General features: G+C 38.8%; 22 protein-coding genes. 20 read left to right on the plus strand and 2 right to left on the minus strand.

Annotated elements, in window-relative coordinates; translation table 11 throughout:
• Nucleotides 1–66: 66 nt before the first annotated feature.
• From tatC to hypE, 13 genes are all read left to right on the plus strand, one after another.
• A complete protein-coding gene (gene tatC / locus RCG25_RS09755) occupies nt 67–804 on the plus strand; it encodes a twin-arginine translocase subunit TatC (RefSeq protein WP_308083472.1) in 738 nt (245 codons plus the stop codon).
• Nucleotides 805–1,212: 408 nt separating this feature from the next.
• Entirely contained in the window at nt 1,213–2,289 is a 1,077-nt protein-coding gene (locus tag RCG25_RS09760; protein ID WP_308083473.1) for a hydrogenase small subunit, read from the plus strand.
• Nucleotides 2,286–4,007, plus strand: a complete 1,722-nt coding sequence (locus RCG25_RS09765) for a nickel-dependent hydrogenase large subunit (RefSeq protein WP_308083474.1) — start codon at nt 2,286–2,288, stop codon at nt 4,005–4,007. The genes RCG25_RS09760 and RCG25_RS09765 overlap by 4 nt, the downstream gene beginning before the upstream one ends.
• Nucleotides 4,008–4,018: 11 nt before the next feature.
• Nucleotides 4,019–4,813 carry a Ni/Fe-hydrogenase, b-type cytochrome subunit gene (gene cybH / locus RCG25_RS09770; RefSeq protein ID WP_308083475.1) on the plus strand — a complete coding sequence of 265 codons (795 nt, stop codon included), beginning with the start codon at nt 4,019–4,021 and terminating at the stop codon, nt 4,811–4,813.
• Nucleotides 4,803–5,291 (plus strand): HyaD/HybD family hydrogenase maturation endopeptidase, encoded by a 489-nt coding sequence (locus RCG25_RS09775; protein ID WP_308083476.1) that lies wholly within the window; start codon nt 4,803–4,805, stop codon nt 5,289–5,291. The genes cybH and RCG25_RS09775 overlap by 11 nt, the downstream gene beginning before the upstream one ends.
• Nucleotides 5,288–5,734, plus strand: a complete 447-nt coding sequence (locus tag RCG25_RS09780; RefSeq protein WP_308083477.1) for a hypothetical protein — start codon at nt 5,288–5,290, stop codon at nt 5,732–5,734. The genes RCG25_RS09775 and RCG25_RS09780 overlap by 4 nt, the downstream gene beginning before the upstream one ends.
• Complete coding sequence (locus RCG25_RS09785; RefSeq protein WP_308083478.1) at nt 5,727–6,086, plus strand: hydrogenase maturation nickel metallochaperone HypA/HybF; 360 nt, start codon at nt 5,727–5,729, stop codon at nt 6,084–6,086. Before RCG25_RS09780 ends, RCG25_RS09785 begins: the two co-directional genes overlap by 8 nt.
• A complete protein-coding gene (gene hypB, locus RCG25_RS09790) occupies nt 6,083–6,742 on the plus strand; it encodes a hydrogenase nickel incorporation protein HypB (protein ID WP_308083479.1) in 660 nt (219 codons plus the stop codon). Before RCG25_RS09785 ends, hypB begins: the two co-directional genes overlap by 4 nt.
• On the plus strand, nt 6,727–7,311 hold the full coding sequence (locus RCG25_RS26065; protein ID WP_374121042.1) for an acylphosphatase: 585 nt from the start codon (nt 6,727–6,729) through the stop codon (nt 7,309–7,311). The genes hypB and RCG25_RS26065 overlap by 16 nt, the downstream gene beginning before the upstream one ends.
• 9 nt (nt 7,312–7,320) lie before the next feature.
• The gene (gene hypF, locus RCG25_RS09795; protein ID WP_374121067.1) at nt 7,321–9,018 is read left to right on the plus strand and encodes a carbamoyltransferase HypF; all 1,698 of its coding nucleotides are present in this window, start codon (nt 7,321–7,323) and stop codon (nt 9,016–9,018) included.
• Nucleotides 9,009–9,245, plus strand: coding sequence for a HypC/HybG/HupF family hydrogenase formation chaperone (locus RCG25_RS09800; RefSeq protein WP_308083480.1), 237 nt, complete (start codon nt 9,009–9,011; stop codon nt 9,243–9,245). Before hypF ends, RCG25_RS09800 begins: the two co-directional genes overlap by 10 nt.
• A complete protein-coding gene (gene hypD, locus RCG25_RS09805; protein ID WP_308083481.1) occupies nt 9,217–10,329 on the plus strand; it encodes a hydrogenase formation protein HypD in 1,113 nt (370 codons plus the stop codon). Before RCG25_RS09800 ends, hypD begins: the two co-directional genes overlap by 29 nt.
• Nucleotides 10,329–11,330 (plus strand): hydrogenase expression/formation protein HypE, encoded by a 1,002-nt coding sequence (hypE, locus tag RCG25_RS09810; protein WP_308083482.1) that lies wholly within the window; start codon nt 10,329–10,331, stop codon nt 11,328–11,330. The genes hypD and hypE overlap by 1 nt, the downstream gene beginning before the upstream one ends.
• Before the next feature lie 38 nt (nt 11,331–11,368).
• Here hypE and RCG25_RS09815 read toward each other — a convergent pair whose 3' ends face one another.
• The gene (locus RCG25_RS09815; protein ID WP_308083483.1) at nt 11,369–11,713 is read right to left on the minus strand and encodes a helix-turn-helix domain-containing protein; all 345 of its coding nucleotides are present in this window, start codon (nt 11,711–11,713) and stop codon (nt 11,369–11,371) included.
• 252 nt (nt 11,714–11,965) lie between these two features.
• Between RCG25_RS09815 and RCG25_RS09820 the strand changes: the two genes are divergently transcribed.
• The 6 genes from RCG25_RS09820 to RCG25_RS09845 all read left to right on the plus strand — a co-directional run bounded on the left by RCG25_RS09820 (nt 11,966) and on the right by RCG25_RS09845 (nt 16,651).
• Nucleotides 11,966–12,691 (plus strand): SipW-dependent-type signal peptide-containing protein, encoded by a 726-nt coding sequence (locus RCG25_RS09820; RefSeq protein WP_308083484.1) that lies wholly within the window; start codon nt 11,966–11,968, stop codon nt 12,689–12,691.
• 15 nt (nt 12,692–12,706) lie between these two features.
• Entirely contained in the window at nt 12,707–13,276 is a 570-nt protein-coding gene (gene sipW, locus RCG25_RS09825) for a signal peptidase I SipW (protein WP_308083485.1), read from the plus strand.
• Nucleotides 13,277–13,366: 90 nt separating this feature from the next.
• Nucleotides 13,367–14,266 carry a TasA family protein gene (locus RCG25_RS09830; RefSeq protein ID WP_308083486.1) on the plus strand — a complete coding sequence of 300 codons (900 nt, stop codon included), beginning with the start codon at nt 13,367–13,369 and terminating at the stop codon, nt 14,264–14,266.
• A 74-nt stretch (nt 14,267–14,340) separates the two neighbouring features.
• Nucleotides 14,341–14,943 (plus strand): LPXTG cell wall anchor domain-containing protein, encoded by a 603-nt coding sequence (locus RCG25_RS09835; RefSeq protein ID WP_308083487.1) that lies wholly within the window; start codon nt 14,341–14,343, stop codon nt 14,941–14,943.
• Nucleotides 14,944–15,409: 466 nt separating this feature from the next.
• Nucleotides 15,410–15,661, plus strand: coding sequence for a DUF2535 family protein (locus RCG25_RS09840; RefSeq protein ID WP_308083488.1), 252 nt, complete (start codon nt 15,410–15,412; stop codon nt 15,659–15,661).
• Nucleotides 15,662–15,808: 147 nt separating this feature from the next.
• The gene (locus RCG25_RS09845; RefSeq protein WP_308083489.1) at nt 15,809–16,651 is read left to right on the plus strand and encodes a DegV family protein; all 843 of its coding nucleotides are present in this window, start codon (nt 15,809–15,811) and stop codon (nt 16,649–16,651) included.
• Between the two features lie 37 nt (nt 16,652–16,688).
• Here RCG25_RS09845 and RCG25_RS09850 read toward each other — a convergent pair whose 3' ends face one another.
• Nucleotides 16,689–17,579, minus strand: a complete 891-nt coding sequence (locus tag RCG25_RS09850; protein ID WP_308083490.1) for an MBL fold metallo-hydrolase — start codon at nt 17,577–17,579, stop codon at nt 16,689–16,691.
• Nucleotides 17,580–17,765: 186 nt separating this feature from the next.
• Between RCG25_RS09850 and RCG25_RS09855 the strand changes: the two genes are divergently transcribed.
• On the plus strand, nt 17,766–19,286 hold the full coding sequence (locus RCG25_RS09855) for a spore germination protein (protein ID WP_308083491.1): 1,521 nt from the start codon (nt 17,766–17,768) through the stop codon (nt 19,284–19,286).
• The last annotated feature ends 4 nt before the right edge of the window (nt 19,287–19,290 follow it).

The following is a 19,290-nucleotide window of genomic DNA, read 5'->3' on the forward strand; positions in this document are numbered from 1 at the left end:
AAAAGCTTGTAAATAAAATGCAGAACAAGAAACATTTTCAACCTTTGAAATTGGTAGGGGAAGTACATGGAAGATAAAGAATTAAATTTAGTTGACCACTTGGAAGAACTACGTAAGCGGATTATTATTTCCGCACTCGCTTTTATCGTCTTTTTTGCCATCGGTTTTATTTATGTGGATGATATTTATAAATGGTTCGTTCGCGACCTAGAAGTGAAATTAATGGTACTTGGACCAAGTGACATTATTTGGATTTATTTTATGTTAGCGACTGTTGTAGCAGTTGCTGGGACGATACCGGTTCTAGCATTGCAAATCTGGTTGTTTGTAAAACCAGCTTTAAGACCAGTAGAAAGAAGAATCACTCTTTCATACGTACCAGCCTTATTCTTTTTATTTTTAATTGGTCTTTCATTTGGGTATTTTGTTATTTTTCCAATGGTTCTTAAATTCTTAGTGAATATTGGCGGTGATATGTTTGTTACCAATTTCACGGCTGATCGATATTTTAGTTTTATTATGAATATGACATTACCATTTGGGGTGTTGTTTGAACTCCCGGTTGTTGTTATGTTTTTAACCTCACTTGGAATTATTAATCCGTTTGTATTGGCAAAGATACGGAAGTATGCCTACTTTGTTTTGATTATTATAGCTGTGGTAATTACTCCTCCTGACTTTATGTCCGATTTTGTTGTAACCCTGCCACTGTTAATGCTTTATGAAATTAGTATTAACCTTTCTAAATTTGTTTACCGAAAACGGTTAAAGAAACAAAAGGAAGATGAATTAATAGAAGCATAGGAAAATGTAAAGACCTTAAGGGATGAATTCTCTTAAGGTCTTTTTTTGTTGGCTTTGATAAATTGTCTGTTGATTTCCACTCCAGGAGCGAGCGGTTCGCGGGCGTTCCGGGAGCCTCCTCGTCGCTCACTCCTGCGGGGTCTCCCGTGACCGCTACTCCCGTAGGAGTCTTCGCACCTTCCGCTCCAATCAACAGGTGTATCAAATCATCATATTGCAGTAACATAACCATTTTATTGGATGCATTTTCTATTATTCTCAACTTATTAAAAGAAAATATTGTAAAAATGCAGTTAAGGATACTTTGTGTACTTTTTTGAAAATTCAAGACGAATGGCCTAGTGTTATACTACAATTTCTTTGAAATCAACTATTATTTATTTTCATGATAAGTGGAGGGGAAAGCGGATGAAGAGACAGAAAACAGTATACGAAGCCGCGATCGACCATGGCTTTAGCAGGCGTGACTTTCTAAAAATGTGTACTGCGCTTGCTGCTACATTAGGTCTAGAATTCACGCAGTCTGATCAAGTGGTGAAAGCCATGGAAACAAAATCAAGAGTACCAGTTGTATGGCTGCAATTTCAAGATTGCACGGGTTGTTCCGAATCTTTCATACGATCATCACAACCAAAGACTGAAAGCGTTTTACTCGAAATGATTTCACTGGAATATTCAGAAGTGCTTTCAGCAGCTTCAGGGCATCAGGTTGAAGCTTCCATGAAACAAGTATTAAAGGATTATAAAGGGGAGTACATTCTAGCTGTTGAAGGAAGTATCCCTGATGATGATGCGTTCTTAACTGTTGCAGGACAATCGGCAAAAGAAACCTTCCTGGAAATGGCCGCAGGGGCAAAGGCGATAATCGCTTATGGTTCATGTTCGTCATGGGGAGGAATTGCTGCTGCACATCCAAATCCAACGGGTGCCAAGCCAGTTACAAGCTTTGTAAAGGATACCCCAATTATTCTCGTACCGGGATGTCCGCCTATTTCAGAAGTAATGACGGGAGTGATTGCTCACTTTATTACATTTAGTAAATTACCAGAATTGGATCAGTTCGGACGCCCAAAAGCTTTCTATCGTCACCGAATACATGACAAATGCAATAGAAGAGCCTATTTCGATGCGGGATTATTTGTAGAATCGTTCGACGATGAAGGGGCTAAACAAGGTTATTGTTTATATAAAGTGGGCTGTAAAGGTCCAACCACTTATAACTCTTGTGCAGAAATGCGCTGGAATGGCGGGGTTAGCTATCCGATTCAATCAGGTAACCCATGCTTTGGATGTTCAGAAAAAGATTTCTGGGATAATGGCCCATTCTATACAAGAAGAGCGAAAATACCTGGAACGCAAACAACAATTGAACCTGATGAGGTCGGGTTAGCAGCCATTGGATTAACAGCAGCTGGTATTGCTGTTCATGCAACTGGAACGGTAATAAAGAAGAAGAGAGACGACAAACGGGGTGAGGAAGAATGAGTGAACGAATAGTAGTAGACCCAATAACAAGAATAGAAGGTCACCTTCGTGTAGAAGTAGATGTAGATGAAAAAGGTGTAATTAAGGAAGCGTATAGTTCAGGAACAGCTGTCCGTGGTCTTGAGTTGATTGTAAAGGACCGAGACCCAAGGGATGTCTGGGCATATGTGCAGCGTATTTGTGGTGTTTGTACGACAGTACATGCATTGGCATCCATTCGTTCTGTTGAAGATGCCTTAAAAATAAAGATTCCGAGAAATGCCCATTTAATAAGAGACATAATGAATGAAGCGTTATTTGTTCATGACCATATCGTCCATTTCTATCACCTTCATGCATTGGATTGGGTAGATGTTGTAAGTGCAATCAGTGCCAATCCCGCAGAGACATCTAAGCTGGCTCAATCCATTTCAAGCTGGCCAAAGTCATCGCCAGGATACTTCACAGATGTGCAAAACAAAGTAAAAAAACTAGTTGAAAGTGGTCAATTAGGTATTTTTGCAAACGGTTATTGGGGGCACAAAGCCTATAAACTTCCACCTGAAGTAAATCTATTGGCTGTTGCTCACTACCTGGAAGCATTAGATTGGCAGAAGGAAATCGTTAAAATTCATACCATTTTTGGCGGCAAAAATCCTCATCCGCATTATGTCGTTGGTGGAATGGCGACTCCTCTCGATATTGATAGCGATAATGGAGTCCATGCTGAACGACTCATGCATGTATCACAATTAATTGATCAAGCCCGGGAATTTGTGAATCAAGTATATATTCCTGATTTACTCGCTATCGGTTCCTTTTATAAGGATTGGACGTATGGCGGCGGCTTAAATAATTATCTTTGCTATGGAGATTTCTCTACAGGAGACATCTATGATACAAAGCTATATCGCATGCCAAGAGGAATTGTTTTAAATGGCAATTTGAATGAAGTGTTGGATGTTGATTTAAAGGATCCTAAACATGTTCAGGAGTTTATTGACCACTCCTGGTATACCTACGATGGAAATGAAGGCGGAAAAGGTAAGCATCCATTCGAAGGAGAAACAACTTTTAATTACACAGGACCGAAAGCACCGTTTAAAACATTGGATACTGACAAACAGTATAGCTGGCTAAAGGCACCGCGCTGGAAAGAGCATCCAATGGAAACAGGACCACTTGCAAGAATGATCGTAGGTTATGCAGCTGGAAAAGAAGAGATTGTAAATATCGTAGATGAAACATTGAAAAAGCTGGATTTACCAATCACAGCCTTACAATCAGCATTAGGACGTACCGTTGCCAGGGGACTTGAAACGGTGTTAATTTCCGGATGGTTGCGTAATGACATGGATGAATTATTAAAAAATGTGAAAAGCGGAAACCAAACGACCTTTGATCGGACAAAATGGGAACCAAGTACGTGGCCGGAACGTGCCAAAGGCGTAGGCTGGATGGAAGCACCACGCGGCGCACTTGGCCATTGGATTGATATCAAGGATGGGAAAACACATAACTACCAGGCCGTTGTACCTTCCACATGGAATGCCTCACCTCGAGATCATAAAAACAATATCGGGGCATATGAGGCAGCCCTTAAAGGAACACCGATGTTGAATAAGGAGCAGCCATTAGAAATTATGAGGATTATCCATTCGTTTGACCCTTGTCTTGCATGTGCTGTCCACTTAACCGATTTGGAAACTAATAATACGACCGAAATTCGTTTAGGTTAGGAGTGAAACAAATGGCCGCGCCAAACTTACCGACTCAAACGCCGGGGCCGTTCCCTGATAAACCGGTGATTAACAGCGAGAATTCGTTTCACACAGAAAGACCAATTGTCTATAAAGAAGTTAAAAATGAAGTCAGAGCCTATGTTTGGGAATTACCGGTGAGGATTTTTCACTGGTTAAATATGTTCGCCATCATTGTATTAATGGGAACGGGCATTTACATTGGTAAACCGTTTGCATCGGCTGGTATCCCAGAAGAGGCCTACTTTTCAAATCTGATGGGTTGGATGCGCTATATTCACTTTTTTGCTGCCTTCCTATTTGTAGTGAATCTTCTATTCCGTTTGTATTGGGTTGTTGTAGGGAATAAGTTTGCCACCTCTAATCCACTCAGATGGGTATTTTGGAAGGAAGTTTTTGAAACAATTAAATTCTATTTATTTTTGAAAAATAAAAAGCCCCATTATGTTGGGCATAACCCGCTGGCACAATTAAGTTATTGGATTTTTATTGGACTGGGTTCCTGGATTGTCATGTTGACAGGATTTTATATGTACTTTGAACCGCAGCAAGAATCTTTTTGGGCAAAATTGTTTGTCTGGGTGCCGTATTTATTTGGTGGCGAGAGTTATACGCTTCGCTCGTGGCATCATCTAGCAGCATGGGGCTTTATGTTATTTACCCTTATACATGTATATATGGCTTTCCGCGATGACTATCTTGAGCGAAATGGATCCATCTCATCCATGATTACAGGCTACAAAACAACGACGAAGAAATCAGTAGGTGAAAAGGATGACAAATAGAAAGGTAGAATCAAAGATTACAATTTTAGGAATTGGCAACACCCTCTTCTCTGACGAGGGTGTTGGCATCCACCTTTTGCCTTTATTAGAGGAAGCATTAAAGGAAGTTGATCATATCGAAATTATTGAGGGTTTAACTGATGGCATGAGACTTCTGGGGCCAGTGGAGGAAGCCGAAAATCTTATCATTATTGATGCCATCAATGCCGGGAAAGAGGGTGGCACAATTATCTCACTTGTTGGGGAGGAAATTCCTACTTATTTTGGAATCAAGATGTCCATTCACCAATTAGGCTTCCAAGAGGTATTGTTAGCGGCAAAAATGAGGGAACGTTATCCTAAACAAATTGTCATGTTCGGCATGCAGCCAACGTCACTTGAATTAGGAGTAGAGTTAACAGAAACAAACCGAAAAAAACTGGGTGAACTGGCAAATGCCGTGATTGAGCAGGTGCATAACTGGAGAAATGTTTCATGAGACGGGGTGATTTCTTAAAGGAGATGGGCAGCAGCCTTTTCCAAACGGTGAAATCTGTTTATGAGCCTTTTATTAGTGAGGATTTGGAAAAAGTAGAGTCAGCAGCAGATCGCGCTCTTGGGATTAGATGGATTCCATTTATTAAAGAAAGTGAACTTTTTTCGGAGCTAGAATTGAAGTTTATAGGTGGGAAACCCGTAATAGTTATTCGGAATGGAACGAACATGCAGGCAATGGATGGAGTGTGTCCTGTATGTTCGAATATTATTATTCTAACAACACTATATTCAAGTGGGAAATGTTTGAATTGTCAAAAAGAATACAATTTTAAGACACAGTCAGGTGAGTTACAGCTTGCTTCCTATCCAATAAAACGGAAGGAAGATATCTATTATATTGGGTTTCAGAAGTATGAGAAGAAATCGGGTGGTAGCCATGCATGAAATGTCATTGATGGGAGATATTCTTCAGCTGGTGCAGGAGGATGCATTCGAAAAGGGGATTCAAAAAATTGGAAAGGTGGAATTGATTGTCGGAGAAATCACAAATGCCATGCCAGATGCCTTACAGATGGCTTTTGATATTCTCAGAGATCAAAATCTTCATCTTTTCTCGGATAAAGCTGAGCTTGTTATACATCTTGAAGAGGCAAAAGCCAGTTGTGTCATTTGTGGCATGGAATATAAACCAGACCAAAAAATTGCTCTTTGTCCAAATTGCCTCGTCCCTTCTGGAAAGGTACTAAGTGGGGAAACGTTTCAGGTATTATCATACGAAGGGAGTCATGCACAATGAAGGTTACATTAAGGACGGACGTATTAACAAATAACAATAAGGCTGCTGAATTCAATCGAGAGCTATTCCACAATACCAAAACGTTGGTCATTAATTTAATGAGTTCTCCTGGAGCAGGGAAGACCACATTATTAGAGGAAACAGTCAGAGCATTATCTGAAAACTTTCGGATCGCCGTTATCGAAGGAGATCTGGCAACGGAAAGAGATGCGGATCGAATTCGTGCAATGGGTGCAAAAGCTGTCCAAATTAACACCCATGGTGGCTGTCACCTAGATGCACGTATGGTTGCGGCAACTCTAGGTGAATTTGATTTAGATGAAATTGATATTCTCTTTATTGAAAATGTTGGTAATCTCGTTTGCCCATCTGGCTACGACTTAGGACAGCATCATAAAGTGGCGGTTTTAAGTGTACCAGAAGGTAACGACAAAATACCAAAGTACCCACAAATGTTTATGAGAACAGAACTTGTGCTTTTAAATAAAATTGATTTACTCCCTTATTTGGACTTTAGTGTGGAGGAAGCAAGAAAAGATTTATCGGAAATAAACCCGGAATCAATATTGATTTCTCTCTCAGCCCGGACAAATGAAGGACTGCATGAATGGTTTTCTTGGATTGAAGGAGCATACGAGCGATGCGTACTGCAGTAAAAATTGCCGTCCGTGGCAGAGTGCAGGGAGTTGGTTTTAGACCGTTCGTTTTTCAGCTAGCCGAGAAATATCAGTTGAGTGGGACCGTCCAAAATAATATGGATGGGGTGAAAATTTATCTTGAAGGAGACGCCGGTCATATTAAGGCATTTCTATTTGCATTTAAAAATAACGCACCACGACTATCAATAATAAATGAGATTTTAGTAGAAGGAACAGTAGCGCAAAACATAGCAGACTTTACGATTATCCCAAGTGAACGCAGTGGGACATCTATGCTTGTTATTCCAATTGATTCAGCAGTTTGTGACGATTGTCTCAATGAAATGAATGATCCGAATGATTTTCGCTACCAATATCCGTTCATTAACTGCACCCAATGCGGCCCTCGTTACACAATCATTAACGAGTTACCATATGACCGGCCCTATACTTCTATGAAGGACTTTCCTATGTGTGAGGATTGTCGGAGGGAATATGAAGATCCAACGAACCGGAGGCATCATGCGCAGCCGATTGCTTGTCCAAAGTGCGGCCCTAGAGTATGGTTACTTGACCAAAGTGGATAGCAAGAAGAGATAGAGAATCCATTGGTAGAAACAGTGACGCTTTTAAAAGAAGGAAGGATAGTAGCCATTAAAGGGATAGGAGGCTATCATCTTTGCTGTGATGCAAGTAACGAGAAGGCGGTAGCGGAATTGCGAAGACGGAAAAAACGTCCTTTACGTCCGCTGGCGATTATGGTTGCATCGATGTCAGAAGTAGAACATCTGGCAAAGTTGAATGAGGCTGAATGTGATCTTTTGAAAAGCCCAGAAGCACCTATTGTCGTGTTGAAGAAAAATGAACGGTACCAGTTGGCTGAAAGTGTCGCACCACGCATGAGTACGATTGGAGTGATGCTTCCGTATACACCACTTCATCACTTGTTATTTACTGATCCTGAACTCGCTTCTCTCGTAATGACTAGTGCCAATCCATCTGGAATGCCCATCCTATACAAAGATGAGGAAGCCTTTCGATACTTGGAGGGAATAGCTGATTATTATCTTGTACATAATCGGGAAATTCTTCATCCGGTCGATGATTCAGTGGTCCAATTCAATGACGGAAAGCTCGACTTTCTGCGCAGGTCAAGAGGATACGTTCCAGATCCTTTTACGACAAACCAAGATGTGACTGGAATCGTCACTTTTGGCGGTCAACAAAAGACCACTTTTACGATTGGTCGAAATGAGCAAATTTTTGTCGGTCCGCATATTGGTGAATTAGAAAACATCGAAACAATTAATCATTACAAACAAGAATTAGATCATCTTCTAAAGTGGATTGATATTCCTAAAAAACTGGCTGTGATCGATGCCCATCCTGGCTATCACATTCAGAAGCTAGTAAAAGAATATCCATTTGAGGAAGTAATGGAAGTTCAACATCATCACGCACATATGGCAGCATGTATGGAAGAGCACCAAGTTAAGGGTGAGGCATATGGAATCATTTTAGATGGAACCGGTTATGGTCTCGATGGAAACATTTGGGGCTTTGAGGTTCTCTATGGTGATGCTCTAAGTTTTAAACGAATGGCCCATTTACACTATACCCCCCTTCCAGGAGGTGAAAAGTGTATTCGTGAGCCGTGGAGAAATGCAGTGGCCATGCTTATTTCACTGCTTGGTGCGGAGGGGGAAACGTTAGCAAAAACGATCTTTACTGATAAAAAAGCAGAGATTGATACCTTAAAAAAGATGATTGATCGTAATATAAATACGGTTTACGCTGGCACGTGCGGTAGACTCTTTGATGCTGTTAGTGCTTTATGTGGAGTGACTAAAATATCAAGTTATGTCGGGGAAGCAGCCATTCAATTAGCAGAATTAGCTGATGAAAACAACAGTTTTGAGCCTTATTTATTTGACTTCGTTGAACGGGATGTACTAACCATTGATTTTTCAAAAATGTTGAAAGAGATTGCACTGGAAGTTTTAGCAGAAAGAGACGTTTCGCTTATTAGTGGAAGATTTCATGAAACAGTCGTACAGGCGACGGTAGAAGTAGTGGAGAAGCTGCTTGTTACAACCTCCAATGCTAATAAACAAGTTGTCCTTTCAGGTGGCAGCTTCCATAATCGGTTCATAAGGAAGAGATTGACTTCAGAATTGATAGAAAGAGGGTTTACTGTATTCGTACCAGAGCAGGTTCCGTGCAATGACGGTGGTTTATCATATGGGCAATTAGCGGTTGCCAAGGCAAAAAGGAGTGCTTTGCAATGTGTGTAGGTGTACCGGCTAGAGTAGTGAAGAAAATGGAATACAGTGCAGTCGTAGATGTCATGGGTTCGCAGACAACCGTTGGAACGATATTTGTTCCCGAATTGGAGCTTGGAGATTATGTCATCGTACATGCTGGTCAGGCCATGAGTATTGTCGATGAAACATATGCAAGACAGAGTGTGGAGGAGTGGAGGAAACTTGTCAATGCTCGAGATTCTGAAACAGTCCAATAATCCGGAGGTCTGTAAGCCACTTGTGGAGGCCGTTATCGAAAAAGCTAAGGAATTTCAGCGGAAATTTGGACGCATGCCTGCTTTCATGGAGGTATGCGGCTCGCACACCATGTCTCTAGCAAGAACAGGAGTGAAGCCATGTCTAAAGGATGAGGTCAACCTTATTTCCGGACCAGGCTGTCCTGTGTGTGTCACGGATCAACGTTCAATTGATGCCATGATCGCTCTAGCAGAAGGCGAAAACCGAATCATCTGTACCTTCGGTGACATGATGAGAGTTCCTGGCTCAAATAAAACATTATTGGATTCGAAGATTGCCGGTAAGGATATTCGTGTTCTTTATTCGCCTGTAGATGCGGTGAAGGTAGCCGAAGACAATCCGGATAAACAAGTTATTTTTCTTGGAGTAGGCTTTGAAACAACGATTCCTATCCTCACATTAATGGTGGGAGAAGCGGAAAAACGCGGAATTGAGAATTTTTCGATTTGGATGACTACTAAACTAGTGGAACCAGTTCTCCGCTACTTGCTTGATGCTGGTGAAGTTCATTTGGATGGATTTTTGCTGCCAGGACATGTTTCGATTGTATTAGGTGAAGAATCATATCAGTATTTAGTTGATGAATATCATATTTCAGGTGTGATTACTGGTTTTGAAACGGCAGAATTGCTGTTTGGAATTTACAAAAGCATTGATTTGGCATTAAAAGAAGAAACAGCCATAATCAATAACCACCCTTCTATTGTTAGTAAAACGGGAAATCAAGTGATTCAACAGTGGATGGATCAATACTTAATCAAGTGTGACGAAGCCTGGAGGGGAATAGGGGTTATTCCTAACAGCGGGCTGGACTTAAAACCTGAATACGATAAATATAACGCGAAAAAGAGGTTTACGGTAGAGGTTGGCGAACCAAGAAAAACGAAATGTCGCTGCGGTGAAGTCATTCGTGGATTAATTACGCCAAATGAGTGTCCGCTTTTTGGTAAAGCCTGTAACCCGATGAAGCCAATCGGTCCGTGTATGGTTTCTGCAGAAGGAAGTTGTGCGGCTTTTTATCAATACATGAGGGAGAGCTTTTAATGGATCAATTTATCAGCCTGGCACATGGTGACGGCGGTGAGTTAAGCCACCGTTTAATCAAGGAAGTCTTCATTGAAGCATTTGGTGATGGGAATTCGGCATTATTTGATGCAGCCTCGGTGGACATACCAATTGGCAAAATTGCTGTGACAACAGACTCGTTTGTTATTAAGCCTATTTTCTTCCCGGGTGGCTCTATCGGAAAATTAGCGGTAGCAGGAACGGTTAATGATTTAGCTGTTAGTGGAGCAAAACCTATATATCTAACCTGCGGATTTGTGATTGAGGAAGGGTTCTCTATTTCTGAATTAAAAAAAATAGTCAGTGACATGGCGAGTGAAGCACGTAGGACAGGAGTTTCCATTGTTGCAGGGGATACGAAGGTAGTGGAACGCGGTAGCGCTGATGGAGTCTATATTAATACAACTGGGATAGGAATCTATGAGCCTAACAAAGGTTGTAGCCTTGAATTTGAAGAAGGCGATGCTATTATTGTGTCAGGCACGATTGGAGATCATGGCATCGCTGTATTGGCTGCGAGAGGAGAGTTAGGTATATCATCGCCCGTAAATAGTGACTGTGCGAGCCTAAATACTATGTTAGCGGAAGTTCTTAACTCTACTTCAGGTGTACGAATTATGCGGGATCCTACCAGAGGTGGTCTAGCCACCACACTCGTTGAGATTGCTGAAGACTTTCATTTGACGATGAAAATTAATGAACTGGACCTTCCCGTAAAAGAAGAAGTACACGGGGTCTGTGATTTACTAGGCTTCGATCCGCTGTATCTGGCCAATGAAGGAAAAGCCATTCTTATCGTTGCCGATCAAGAAAAGGAGAAAGTGATAGATATTTTACGAGAATTCTCTGAGGGTCAGGATGCTGTAGTCATTGGTTCGATTATGGGTAAAAGAAAAGGACAATTATTATTAGAAACCCCCTTAGGCTCCAAAAGATTATTAACTAGATTATCAGGAACGATGTTTCCGAGAATATGCTAAAAAAGGCCCACATTCCAATTGAGAATGTGGGCTAAATATTATTTTTTTTGTTCCTTTATCCAAGTTTGAAACTTTATATAATTAAGATACTCTCGGAAGTCTTCTTTTTTTAAACCATTTTCGAGCGCTTTTTTTATCAATGATTTCCACTCATCATCTAGATCAATATGAACCTCTTTTTGAGCAAGACTTTCACCAATAAAATAATCAATATTTGTTCCCAATGGTATAGAAATCTTTTGTAAAAACTGAAGAGAAGGATTGGATTGAAATCCCCTTTCGATCTGGCTTAAATAACTTTTCGAAACATCTGCCTGCTTGGCTAACTCACTTAAAGAATATCCTCTCTTTTGCCTCATCTCCTTAATCTTTCTTCCTATCATAGCGTCAAACCCTTTCTACTATAATCCACTATTAATCTAGTTGTATGTATACATTATAAAGAACAATAGATTCTTTATAAAATACAAAATATTGAGAAAACGAGAGATATAACGAGAAAAACCTACAAAAACGTTCTTTATTAAGAAAATTTGGAGGAATATGGGATTTTTCAATATAGGAAATTTGTCATATACTCAACTTACAAGTTCGTTATAACAAACGAAATGAATTTTATAAGGAAGTTGATGAACATGCTAAAAAAAATCACCAACTTCGTTCTTCCTACTCTACATAAGAAGCTTCATTCATTAAATAGAACGAATGAGGGAGGGAATACCATTCGACAAACACGTTTGAAGAAATTTAAGAAGAGAAGTAAAAAGCTGTTACTTGCAGCTAAGATTGTCGCCATTTGGTATCTTCTAATCCTAACAGGTTCATATCTTACAACTGATACGGGTGCTTACTTTAATGATGTCGAAAAAATAAGCGGAACAATTAGTGTTTCTGAGGATTTTTGTAAAGATGTAAAAAAAGGAACAGACTTTTGGCACAAATATTGTAAAGATAATGCAGGAGTTGGAAATGGCCCTGACACCCCAGATGAGGATACCGGTGAGCACACCGATCCAGATAACCCAGGTCATAATAAAGGTGGCTGTGATGACCATACTAACGCTCCTTGTACAGAGGTTACCAATATAAATGAAACTCATACGAGTACATCAGTTACGTTAACATGGTCAAATCCTAACATATTAAATAATGATACATTTGTGAAAATATATCGAAATCGCGATAAAACCCCAGTTGGAGATAACTTAAAAGAAGGTTCTTATGTAGGTGAAGGATTATTACCTTCAACAAAATATAGTTACAAAATTACTACAGTTGATAGTTCTGGGAAAGAATCTAAAGGAGTAACAATTTATGTTACTACCAGTAAAGATACAAGTGAAAATAATAACGAAAAATAAATTGGTGGTGTTTATATGACAGCGAAAAAAGTTTGGAAGATTACTAGCAATTTAATAACAGGGCTCCTATTCCTGCTATTGATCTTTATGATTTTTGTAGTAGTTTCGTCAAAGGCTTCAGGTGGTGAACCAAATTTATTGGGTTATCAATTAAAAACAGTACTATCAGGATCAATGGAACCAACATTTAAAACGGGTTCAATTATAGCTGTAAAGCCTCTTAGTGATACAACAAATTTAAAAGAAAAAGACGTCATAACTTTTATGCAGCAGGATCAAACAATCGTAACTCACAGAATAATTAAGGTAATAAAACAGGGTGATCAGGTAATTTACCAAACAAAAGGTGATAACAACGAAGATGCAGATGTGAATCCTGTTATGGCACAAAATGTCGTTGCAAAATACACGGGAGTCACTATTCCATTCCTAGGTTATTTATTAGATTTTGCTAAATCAAGTAAAGGAATGGCTACTTTGCTAATTACACCAGGTGTGCTGTTACTAATTTATTCAGCGCTAACCATCCTTAAGGCCTTAAAAGAACTGGATAAGCCTAAGAGAGAAACTGAAAAAACTGCATAACAATGGTTGCATTCCTTATGGAAACGTAGGGATTCAATATAAAACTACATACCTCGAAAAAACGGGGGAGAAACCAAGGAGGAAGAAAGAATGTCTATTAAAAAGAAATTAGGTTTGGGAGTAGCATCAGCAGCACTAGGTTTATCATTAATCGGTGGAGGAACATGGGCAGCATTCAACGACACTGCAACAATTAACAATCATTTTGCTGCAGGTACCTTAGATTTAGTTGTTGGAAAAGTAAATGCTGCTGCAAACTTTGACTTAAGTAACATGAAGCCAGGGGATAGTGTTAAACGGGTATTTACATTGAATAATAATGGATCCTTAGCCATTAAAGAAGTTTTGCTAAATACCACAGCAAGTAACTTTATGGATAATGGTGCTGCTTCTACAGATAATGCTGAATTTATGGATTACCTTTCTCAGTTTGAAATCAATGCATTTTCTGTAGACTCAGAAAATACTTCTGGTTTATTTGAACCAAGAGCAAGTGTAGTTAAACCTAACCAAACTTTAACTTTGGCTGATTTAGTTCAAGGTTCAACAGCTTATGAAGCTAAAATTAAACCTGAGTATTTAGCTACTGATGGTACTAAACGTATCAATTTAGCTCCACTTACAGTTCCAGCAGGTCAGGAAGCTTACAGAGGTATTCCTGTAACTCCAGCTGACCATGATAACGTAATGTTTGTAATTAAGTTTAAAGAAGATAACAGAAGAGTTAACGGTAGCCAATTTGGTGAATACGTTCAAAATAAATTCCAAAATGACAGTGCCAACTTCTTCTTTAACTTAGAAGCAACTCAGTGGGATGGAAGATCGCTTGACAGCTCTAACGGTAACGGTGCTGTAAACAATGGTGTACAAGGATCTGCTGATGGATCATCTGATCCAAATCCAAGATCAATTAAAAATGATGCAAATGGTAACGACCTTCGTACATTTAAAAATAATGACGAAGTTGTTGAACCAGGAACTCAGAACTAAATTAACAAAGTGTAATAGAGAAGGTGGGTTTTTCCACCTTCTCTATAAAAATTTTGAAAGATACGAGGTATTTTATGAGAAAGATAATTCTCCTATTATCAGTATTTCTCTTGTTTGTAACTCCTTTAACTGCTTATGGAAAATTATACAACAATGAAATTGACTTAACGACAAACCCTGGTAAGGTTCTATTTGATTTAACAAACATTAAACCAGGAGATTCCGTAACCCGTGATTTAATTATTAAAAATAATGGAACACAGGATTTTAACTATACTGCTTCAAGCAAATATCTTTCCGGATCACAAGAGTTTTTTAATAAACTAGATTTTACTATTAAAGATAATGCCGGCATTATTTATGAAGGTAAATTATTTGAATTTAACAAATTATCATCAAGAATTTTAAAAAGTAAACAGAGTGAAAAGTTACAATTTTTAATTAAGGTACCATTGGATTTAGGTAATGGATTCCAAGGGTTAAGTACCAATTTTCAAATTAAATTGTATGTTGAAGGTACCCTCGGTGGTGTTTTACCAGCAGATGGTCCTAAGCTACCTGAAACAGGAACAAATATGTTCAACATTTTAGTAGCTGGGGCAGTTATAGTTTTAACTGGTTCCATTTTTCAATTTTCCATGATGTTAAGACGAAGAAAGATTGAAAGACGTGCATAAATAGACCTTGATTTGTGAAATTTGTAATCAAGGTCTATTTTTAGAATTAAAATACATAACTATTAGTATAGTAATCCAAAGAACAGGAGTTGTCTCCTATGTATAAAAAAACCTGTCCAAAATGCCACAAACCATCTTTCAGCAGTTGTGATACCGGTCCGTGGACTTGCCCATCCTGTAACAACAATCTTACCCATACCACTCTTCAAGACGCAGAAACACGTAAACAAAGTAAGCCACGACTATTCCTTATTAAAAACGATGATTTTCAAGAAAACCCACAATTAAATGCCAAAATAAAATCTTACAAATTCAAATCATTCGACTAAAAACAGGACATTAAAAAGGTCCTGTTATTTGCTGTAATCATTCACAAATATTTTTCTTTAGTAAGCAGAATTAGACACTTTTCGAGGCGGAAAAGGTGTATAATATAGTCAAACGGGTGAAAAAGAGGATTGATATTTTGTTATTCAAAAGCCTAGAGTTCAAAAATGTTGTTGGACAGAAGGTTAAAGTCATGGAAATTCCTGTATTGGAGGAAGATAGTACTTATAAATTTATGATCCAAGTCCGTTTACAGACGTTTTTAACGTCCATTAATCAGGAAAGCAAACCTAAGAGATGCTACTCCTTTAAAGATTACTTGAAAAAGGTCATGAAATGGCCAGACTATGAGCAACTATTCAAAGTCGGAGAATTAAAGAATAATGCATAATTTCATTCGAGCATCGGAAACGGTGCTCTTTTATTTTTACAGAAATTTATGAAAACAATGATTAATAGTAAATTAGGTCCAGTTTTGGTTTCTTTCAATAGTTGAAACCTGTATAATACTAAACAGTAAGTGTAGGGATGTGACCGAATGAGTAAAATTAAAATTGTAACCGATTCAACCTTAGATATCTCACAAGAAATGGCTAAACAACTAGGTATTATTGTAGTTCCTTTATCCGTTACGATAAATGATGAAACCTATTTAGACCGGGTGGATATAGAGCCGGCTGAATTTATTGATAAAATGAGCAAAGCAAAAGAATTACCTAAAAGTTCCCAACCTGCGGCTGGTGTTTTTCTAGAGGTTTACGATGAACTTGGGAATGAAGGCTATGAAGTATTATCCATACATATGACAGGGAAAATGAGCGGTACAGTGCGTTCAGCTGAAAGTGCAGCACAAATGACAGATACCAAGGTAACAGTAGTCGATTCAAAGTTTATTTCTACCGCTCTAGCTTTTCAAGTGAAGGAAGCTGCTTTTATGGCTGAGCAAGGGAAAGAAATGAATGAAATCTTATCCCGATTAGAAACAATCCAGGAACATACCAAACTATATATCATGGTTGATACATTAGAAAATCTCGTTAAGGGTGGTAGAATCGGAAAAGGAAAGGCATTCATTGGCTCTCTATTAAATATCAAACCGATTGCGTCACTTGAAGGGGCAGAATATACTCCGGTTACAAAGGTTCGCAGCCATTCTCAGGTCGTTAAATTTTTGGCCAAGCAGTTTGCGGAAGATGTGAAGGGGAAAACGATTCGTGGTGTTGGTCTAGTCCATTCTGGTGCCCATGAACTTGCAGTAAAAGTAAAAGAGAGCATCTTCGATTTAACTGGATTCCAGGATGTTCAAATTGATTATACCGGTCCAACTATTAGTACACACACCGGTCCTGGTACAATAGCTCTCATGTATTATTATGAATAGAGGATTGAATAACAGGATGGTGCCTGACACCATCCTGTTATTTTTTACTGACTAGCTCGAGAGAAGACTCCACAACTGTATAGCCTAGGCGGTGCAGATGCTTTCGAATTCCTCCGCGTTCCCAAGTTTTAAGGATCGAGTTTTGCAGCATTTTCTTTGGATAAAAAATACCGATATTTGTTAATTCCTCAAAGTTCATGCCCTGTTTTATATATTGATCAATTACCTGGTCTCTTCTGTCGATGATGGCAAGGAATGTTTCCATGGCTTGATAAAACTCTTGTTTATTGAAAATTCCTTTTTGATGCCCGGTTATATATGTATCGGCATCAAGGGAAAGTAATCGTTTACCAGAAGCAATGAAATCCTCAATATTTCCATCACTGCCGTTATACCACGGACCAAAAGACGTCATGTCATAATCCCCAGCGAAAACCACACCCAATTCAGGAAAATAAGGGCAAGATAAGCCCATCGTATGCCCAGGGGTATGTAGAAATTGTACTTTTACGTCCCCAAATAAATAGGTTGTTTCATATTCATAGGTTCCCGAAATCTCGCCAAGGTTTTTAACCCATTCTTGTGGAAGGGTCTTTTTCCACTGCTCGACGCCTTCCTTGCCCCATTCTTGATAAACGCCATTGACACTTGCTACCCCCTCAATCGTTAATGAGGTCTCGTACTCAATGGGATTAATTAGTTTTGTAGCATCCCTAAACAAATGATTATGGAGAGTATGGTCAGGGTGGTAGTGGGTGTTAATGATTAGCTCTACACCATATTCCCTATCAAGTTCTAACAGTTGATCGGCATCGGCCCCACTATCGATTAACACTTTTTCAGGACAATCTATATAAAGACTTCTTGAAAAAGGAACTTTGCTATAATTTGGACCTTCCAGTATCATAATTGGACCAATTCGCTCCATAAAAATCACCTCTCAAAATAGAAAACTGTATCCTTGGTCAAACAAATACAATGAATGAACACTCATTCATTGTATCATATTGTCATTTGTAAAGAAACCACTATGCAAATAAAGGTATCCTTATAATGGGTAAAAATAGGATTTTCGGTAAACCTAAAAAAAATAGTAATTATAAAGGTGCTGACAATGTTTAAGCGAAAATCCAAAAATAATCAATCCGATGAATTTAAAAAGCATAGTTTTGATGTAGATGAACTTAAAGAGCAGTTAAACAATGAACTGGGAGCATGTTCAGATATTAACTTTAGAACCTTAAAAAAAGATGGTAAAAAAATTCTTGTGTCTTTCCTTAGTAGCCTGATAGATAAAACCAGTCTAGACGAATTTATTTTATTAGCTATTCAACAGCAAAAAGATTCAATGGATTGGACAACAGAAAATCTGGCACAGATTTTACCTATTGCTGAACTGCAAGCAGCCAATCAATTAAAGGAAGTCGTTTCCTCCTTAATTGAGGGCTATGCCTATATTTATATTGAAGGTGAGCCGTTCGGAATCCTCGCGAATATCGGTACAACAGTAGAGAGATCCTTAGAAAAAGCGGAAACAGAATCATTAGTTTATGGACCGAAGATTTCTTTTACAGAGTCGCTAATAGGAAATTTAAATATCATTAGAAGTAATCTTAAGGATAAAGAATTATGTATGGAAGATATAAGTATTGGGAGCAGAGTAAAAACACCTGGAAAGATTGTATATATAAGGGATATTGCAGATGAAGAAAATATAAATACCTTTAAACAAAGAATTAATGACTTAGAATTTGATTATATTCCAGATACAACCGTATTAGGGCAGTTGATTGAGGATAATAGTTGGACTGTATTTCCACAAATTATGTCCTCCGAGCTTCCAGACCGCGTATCCCTTTCATTAATGAGAGGTAAAGTTGCGGTCTTAATGGACAGGTCACCTGCGGCGATATATGGACCAACCCCATTTTTAAGCTTTTTTGAGTCCACTGAAGACGTTTATATGCGCTGGAACATGGGGCTATTTTTAAGAATGCTGCGAATTGTAGCGATCTTTTTATCGGTTTTATTAACCCCAGCATATGTAGCGGTTTTGACCTATCATTATGAGGTTATTCCATCTCCCCTGCTTGTTTCATTAGGTCAATCCAGAGCGAATGTTCCGTTTCCTCCTGTATTTGAAGCTTTGCTATTAGAATTTGTTATTGAACTCTTAAGAGAAGCTGGTGCTAGACTACCAACAAAAGTGGGTCAAACCATGGGTATCGTTGGTGGTATAGTCATCGGACAAGCTGCTGTTCAGGCTGGGTTTACGAGTAATATATTAATTATTATTATTGCCCTGAGTGCACTAGGGTCTTTTACTTCTCCAAGTTATATCATGGGTACCGCGATTCGAATGATTCGGTTCCCGATTATTCTGTTAGCGGGTATATGGGGTGGTATTGGTATCATGCTGTCATTTTGTTTCTTCCTTATTCATTTGTTGAAACTGACTTCCTTAGGGAGTCCGTATTTTATGCCAGTCTACCCGTTTCGTTGGAGGGACTTAGGATACAGTATCATTAAATTTCCCGTTCAATACTTGCCTTTTAGACCAGTTACTAATCATCCAGTAGATAGTAGTCGATTTAAAGAGAAAAAGGCGAATAAAAAGAAGGATGTAGATGAATAGGAGC

Origin of the sequence: Neobacillus sp. PS2-9 (assembly GCF_030915525.1) — a bacterium.
Taxonomy (GTDB): domain Bacteria; phylum Bacillota; class Bacilli; order Bacillales; family Cytobacillaceae; genus Neobacillus.

Bases quoted from the DNA above. Each gene is read 5' to 3' on its own strand.
- RCG25_RS09855 (WP_308083491.1), top strand. From the start codon at position 17,766: ATGTTTAAGCGAAAATCCAAAAATAATCAATCCGATGAATTTAAAAAG.
- hypB (WP_308083479.1), top strand. From the start codon at position 6,083: ATGAAGGTTACATTAAGGACGGACGTATTAACAAATAACAATAAGGCT.
- hypD (WP_308083481.1), top strand. From the start codon at position 9,217: ATGCTCGAGATTCTGAAACAGTCCAATAATCCGGAGGTCTGTAAGCCA.
- RCG25_RS09815 (WP_308083483.1), bottom strand. From the start codon at position 11,713: ATGATAGGAAGAAAGATTAAGGAGATGAGGCAAAAGAGAGGATATTCT.
- RCG25_RS09785 (WP_308083478.1), top strand. From the start codon at position 5,727: ATGCATGAAATGTCATTGATGGGAGATATTCTTCAGCTGGTGCAGGAG.
- RCG25_RS09830 (WP_308083486.1), top strand. From the start codon at position 13,367: ATGTCTATTAAAAAGAAATTAGGTTTGGGAGTAGCATCAGCAGCACTA.
- RCG25_RS09780 (WP_308083477.1), top strand. From the start codon at position 5,288: ATGAGACGGGGTGATTTCTTAAAGGAGATGGGCAGCAGCCTTTTCCAA.
- RCG25_RS09760 (WP_308083473.1), top strand. From the start codon at position 1,213: ATGAAGAGACAGAAAACAGTATACGAAGCCGCGATCGACCATGGCTTT.
- RCG25_RS09820 (WP_308083484.1), top strand. From the start codon at position 11,966: ATGCTAAAAAAAATCACCAACTTCGTTCTTCCTACTCTACATAAGAAG.
- tatC (WP_308083472.1), top strand. From the start codon at position 67: ATGGAAGATAAAGAATTAAATTTAGTTGACCACTTGGAAGAACTACGT.
- RCG25_RS09775 (WP_308083476.1), top strand. From the start codon at position 4,803: ATGACAAATAGAAAGGTAGAATCAAAGATTACAATTTTAGGAATTGGC.
- RCG25_RS09765 (WP_308083474.1), top strand. From the start codon at position 2,286: ATGAGTGAACGAATAGTAGTAGACCCAATAACAAGAATAGAAGGTCAC.
- RCG25_RS09835 (WP_308083487.1), top strand. From the start codon at position 14,341: ATGAGAAAGATAATTCTCCTATTATCAGTATTTCTCTTGTTTGTAACT.
- RCG25_RS26065 (WP_374121042.1), top strand. From the start codon at position 6,727: ATGCGTACTGCAGTAAAAATTGCCGTCCGTGGCAGAGTGCAGGGAGTT.
- RCG25_RS09800 (WP_308083480.1), top strand. From the start codon at position 9,009: ATGTGTGTAGGTGTACCGGCTAGAGTAGTGAAGAAAATGGAATACAGT.
- RCG25_RS09845 (WP_308083489.1), top strand. From the start codon at position 15,809: ATGAGTAAAATTAAAATTGTAACCGATTCAACCTTAGATATCTCACAA.
- cybH (WP_308083475.1), top strand. From the start codon at position 4,019: ATGGCCGCGCCAAACTTACCGACTCAAACGCCGGGGCCGTTCCCTGAT.
- RCG25_RS09850 (WP_308083490.1), bottom strand. From the start codon at position 17,579: ATGGAGCGAATTGGTCCAATTATGATACTGGAAGGTCCAAATTATAGC.
- hypE (WP_308083482.1), top strand. From the start codon at position 10,329: ATGGATCAATTTATCAGCCTGGCACATGGTGACGGCGGTGAGTTAAGC.
- sipW (WP_308083485.1), top strand. From the start codon at position 12,707: ATGACAGCGAAAAAAGTTTGGAAGATTACTAGCAATTTAATAACAGGG.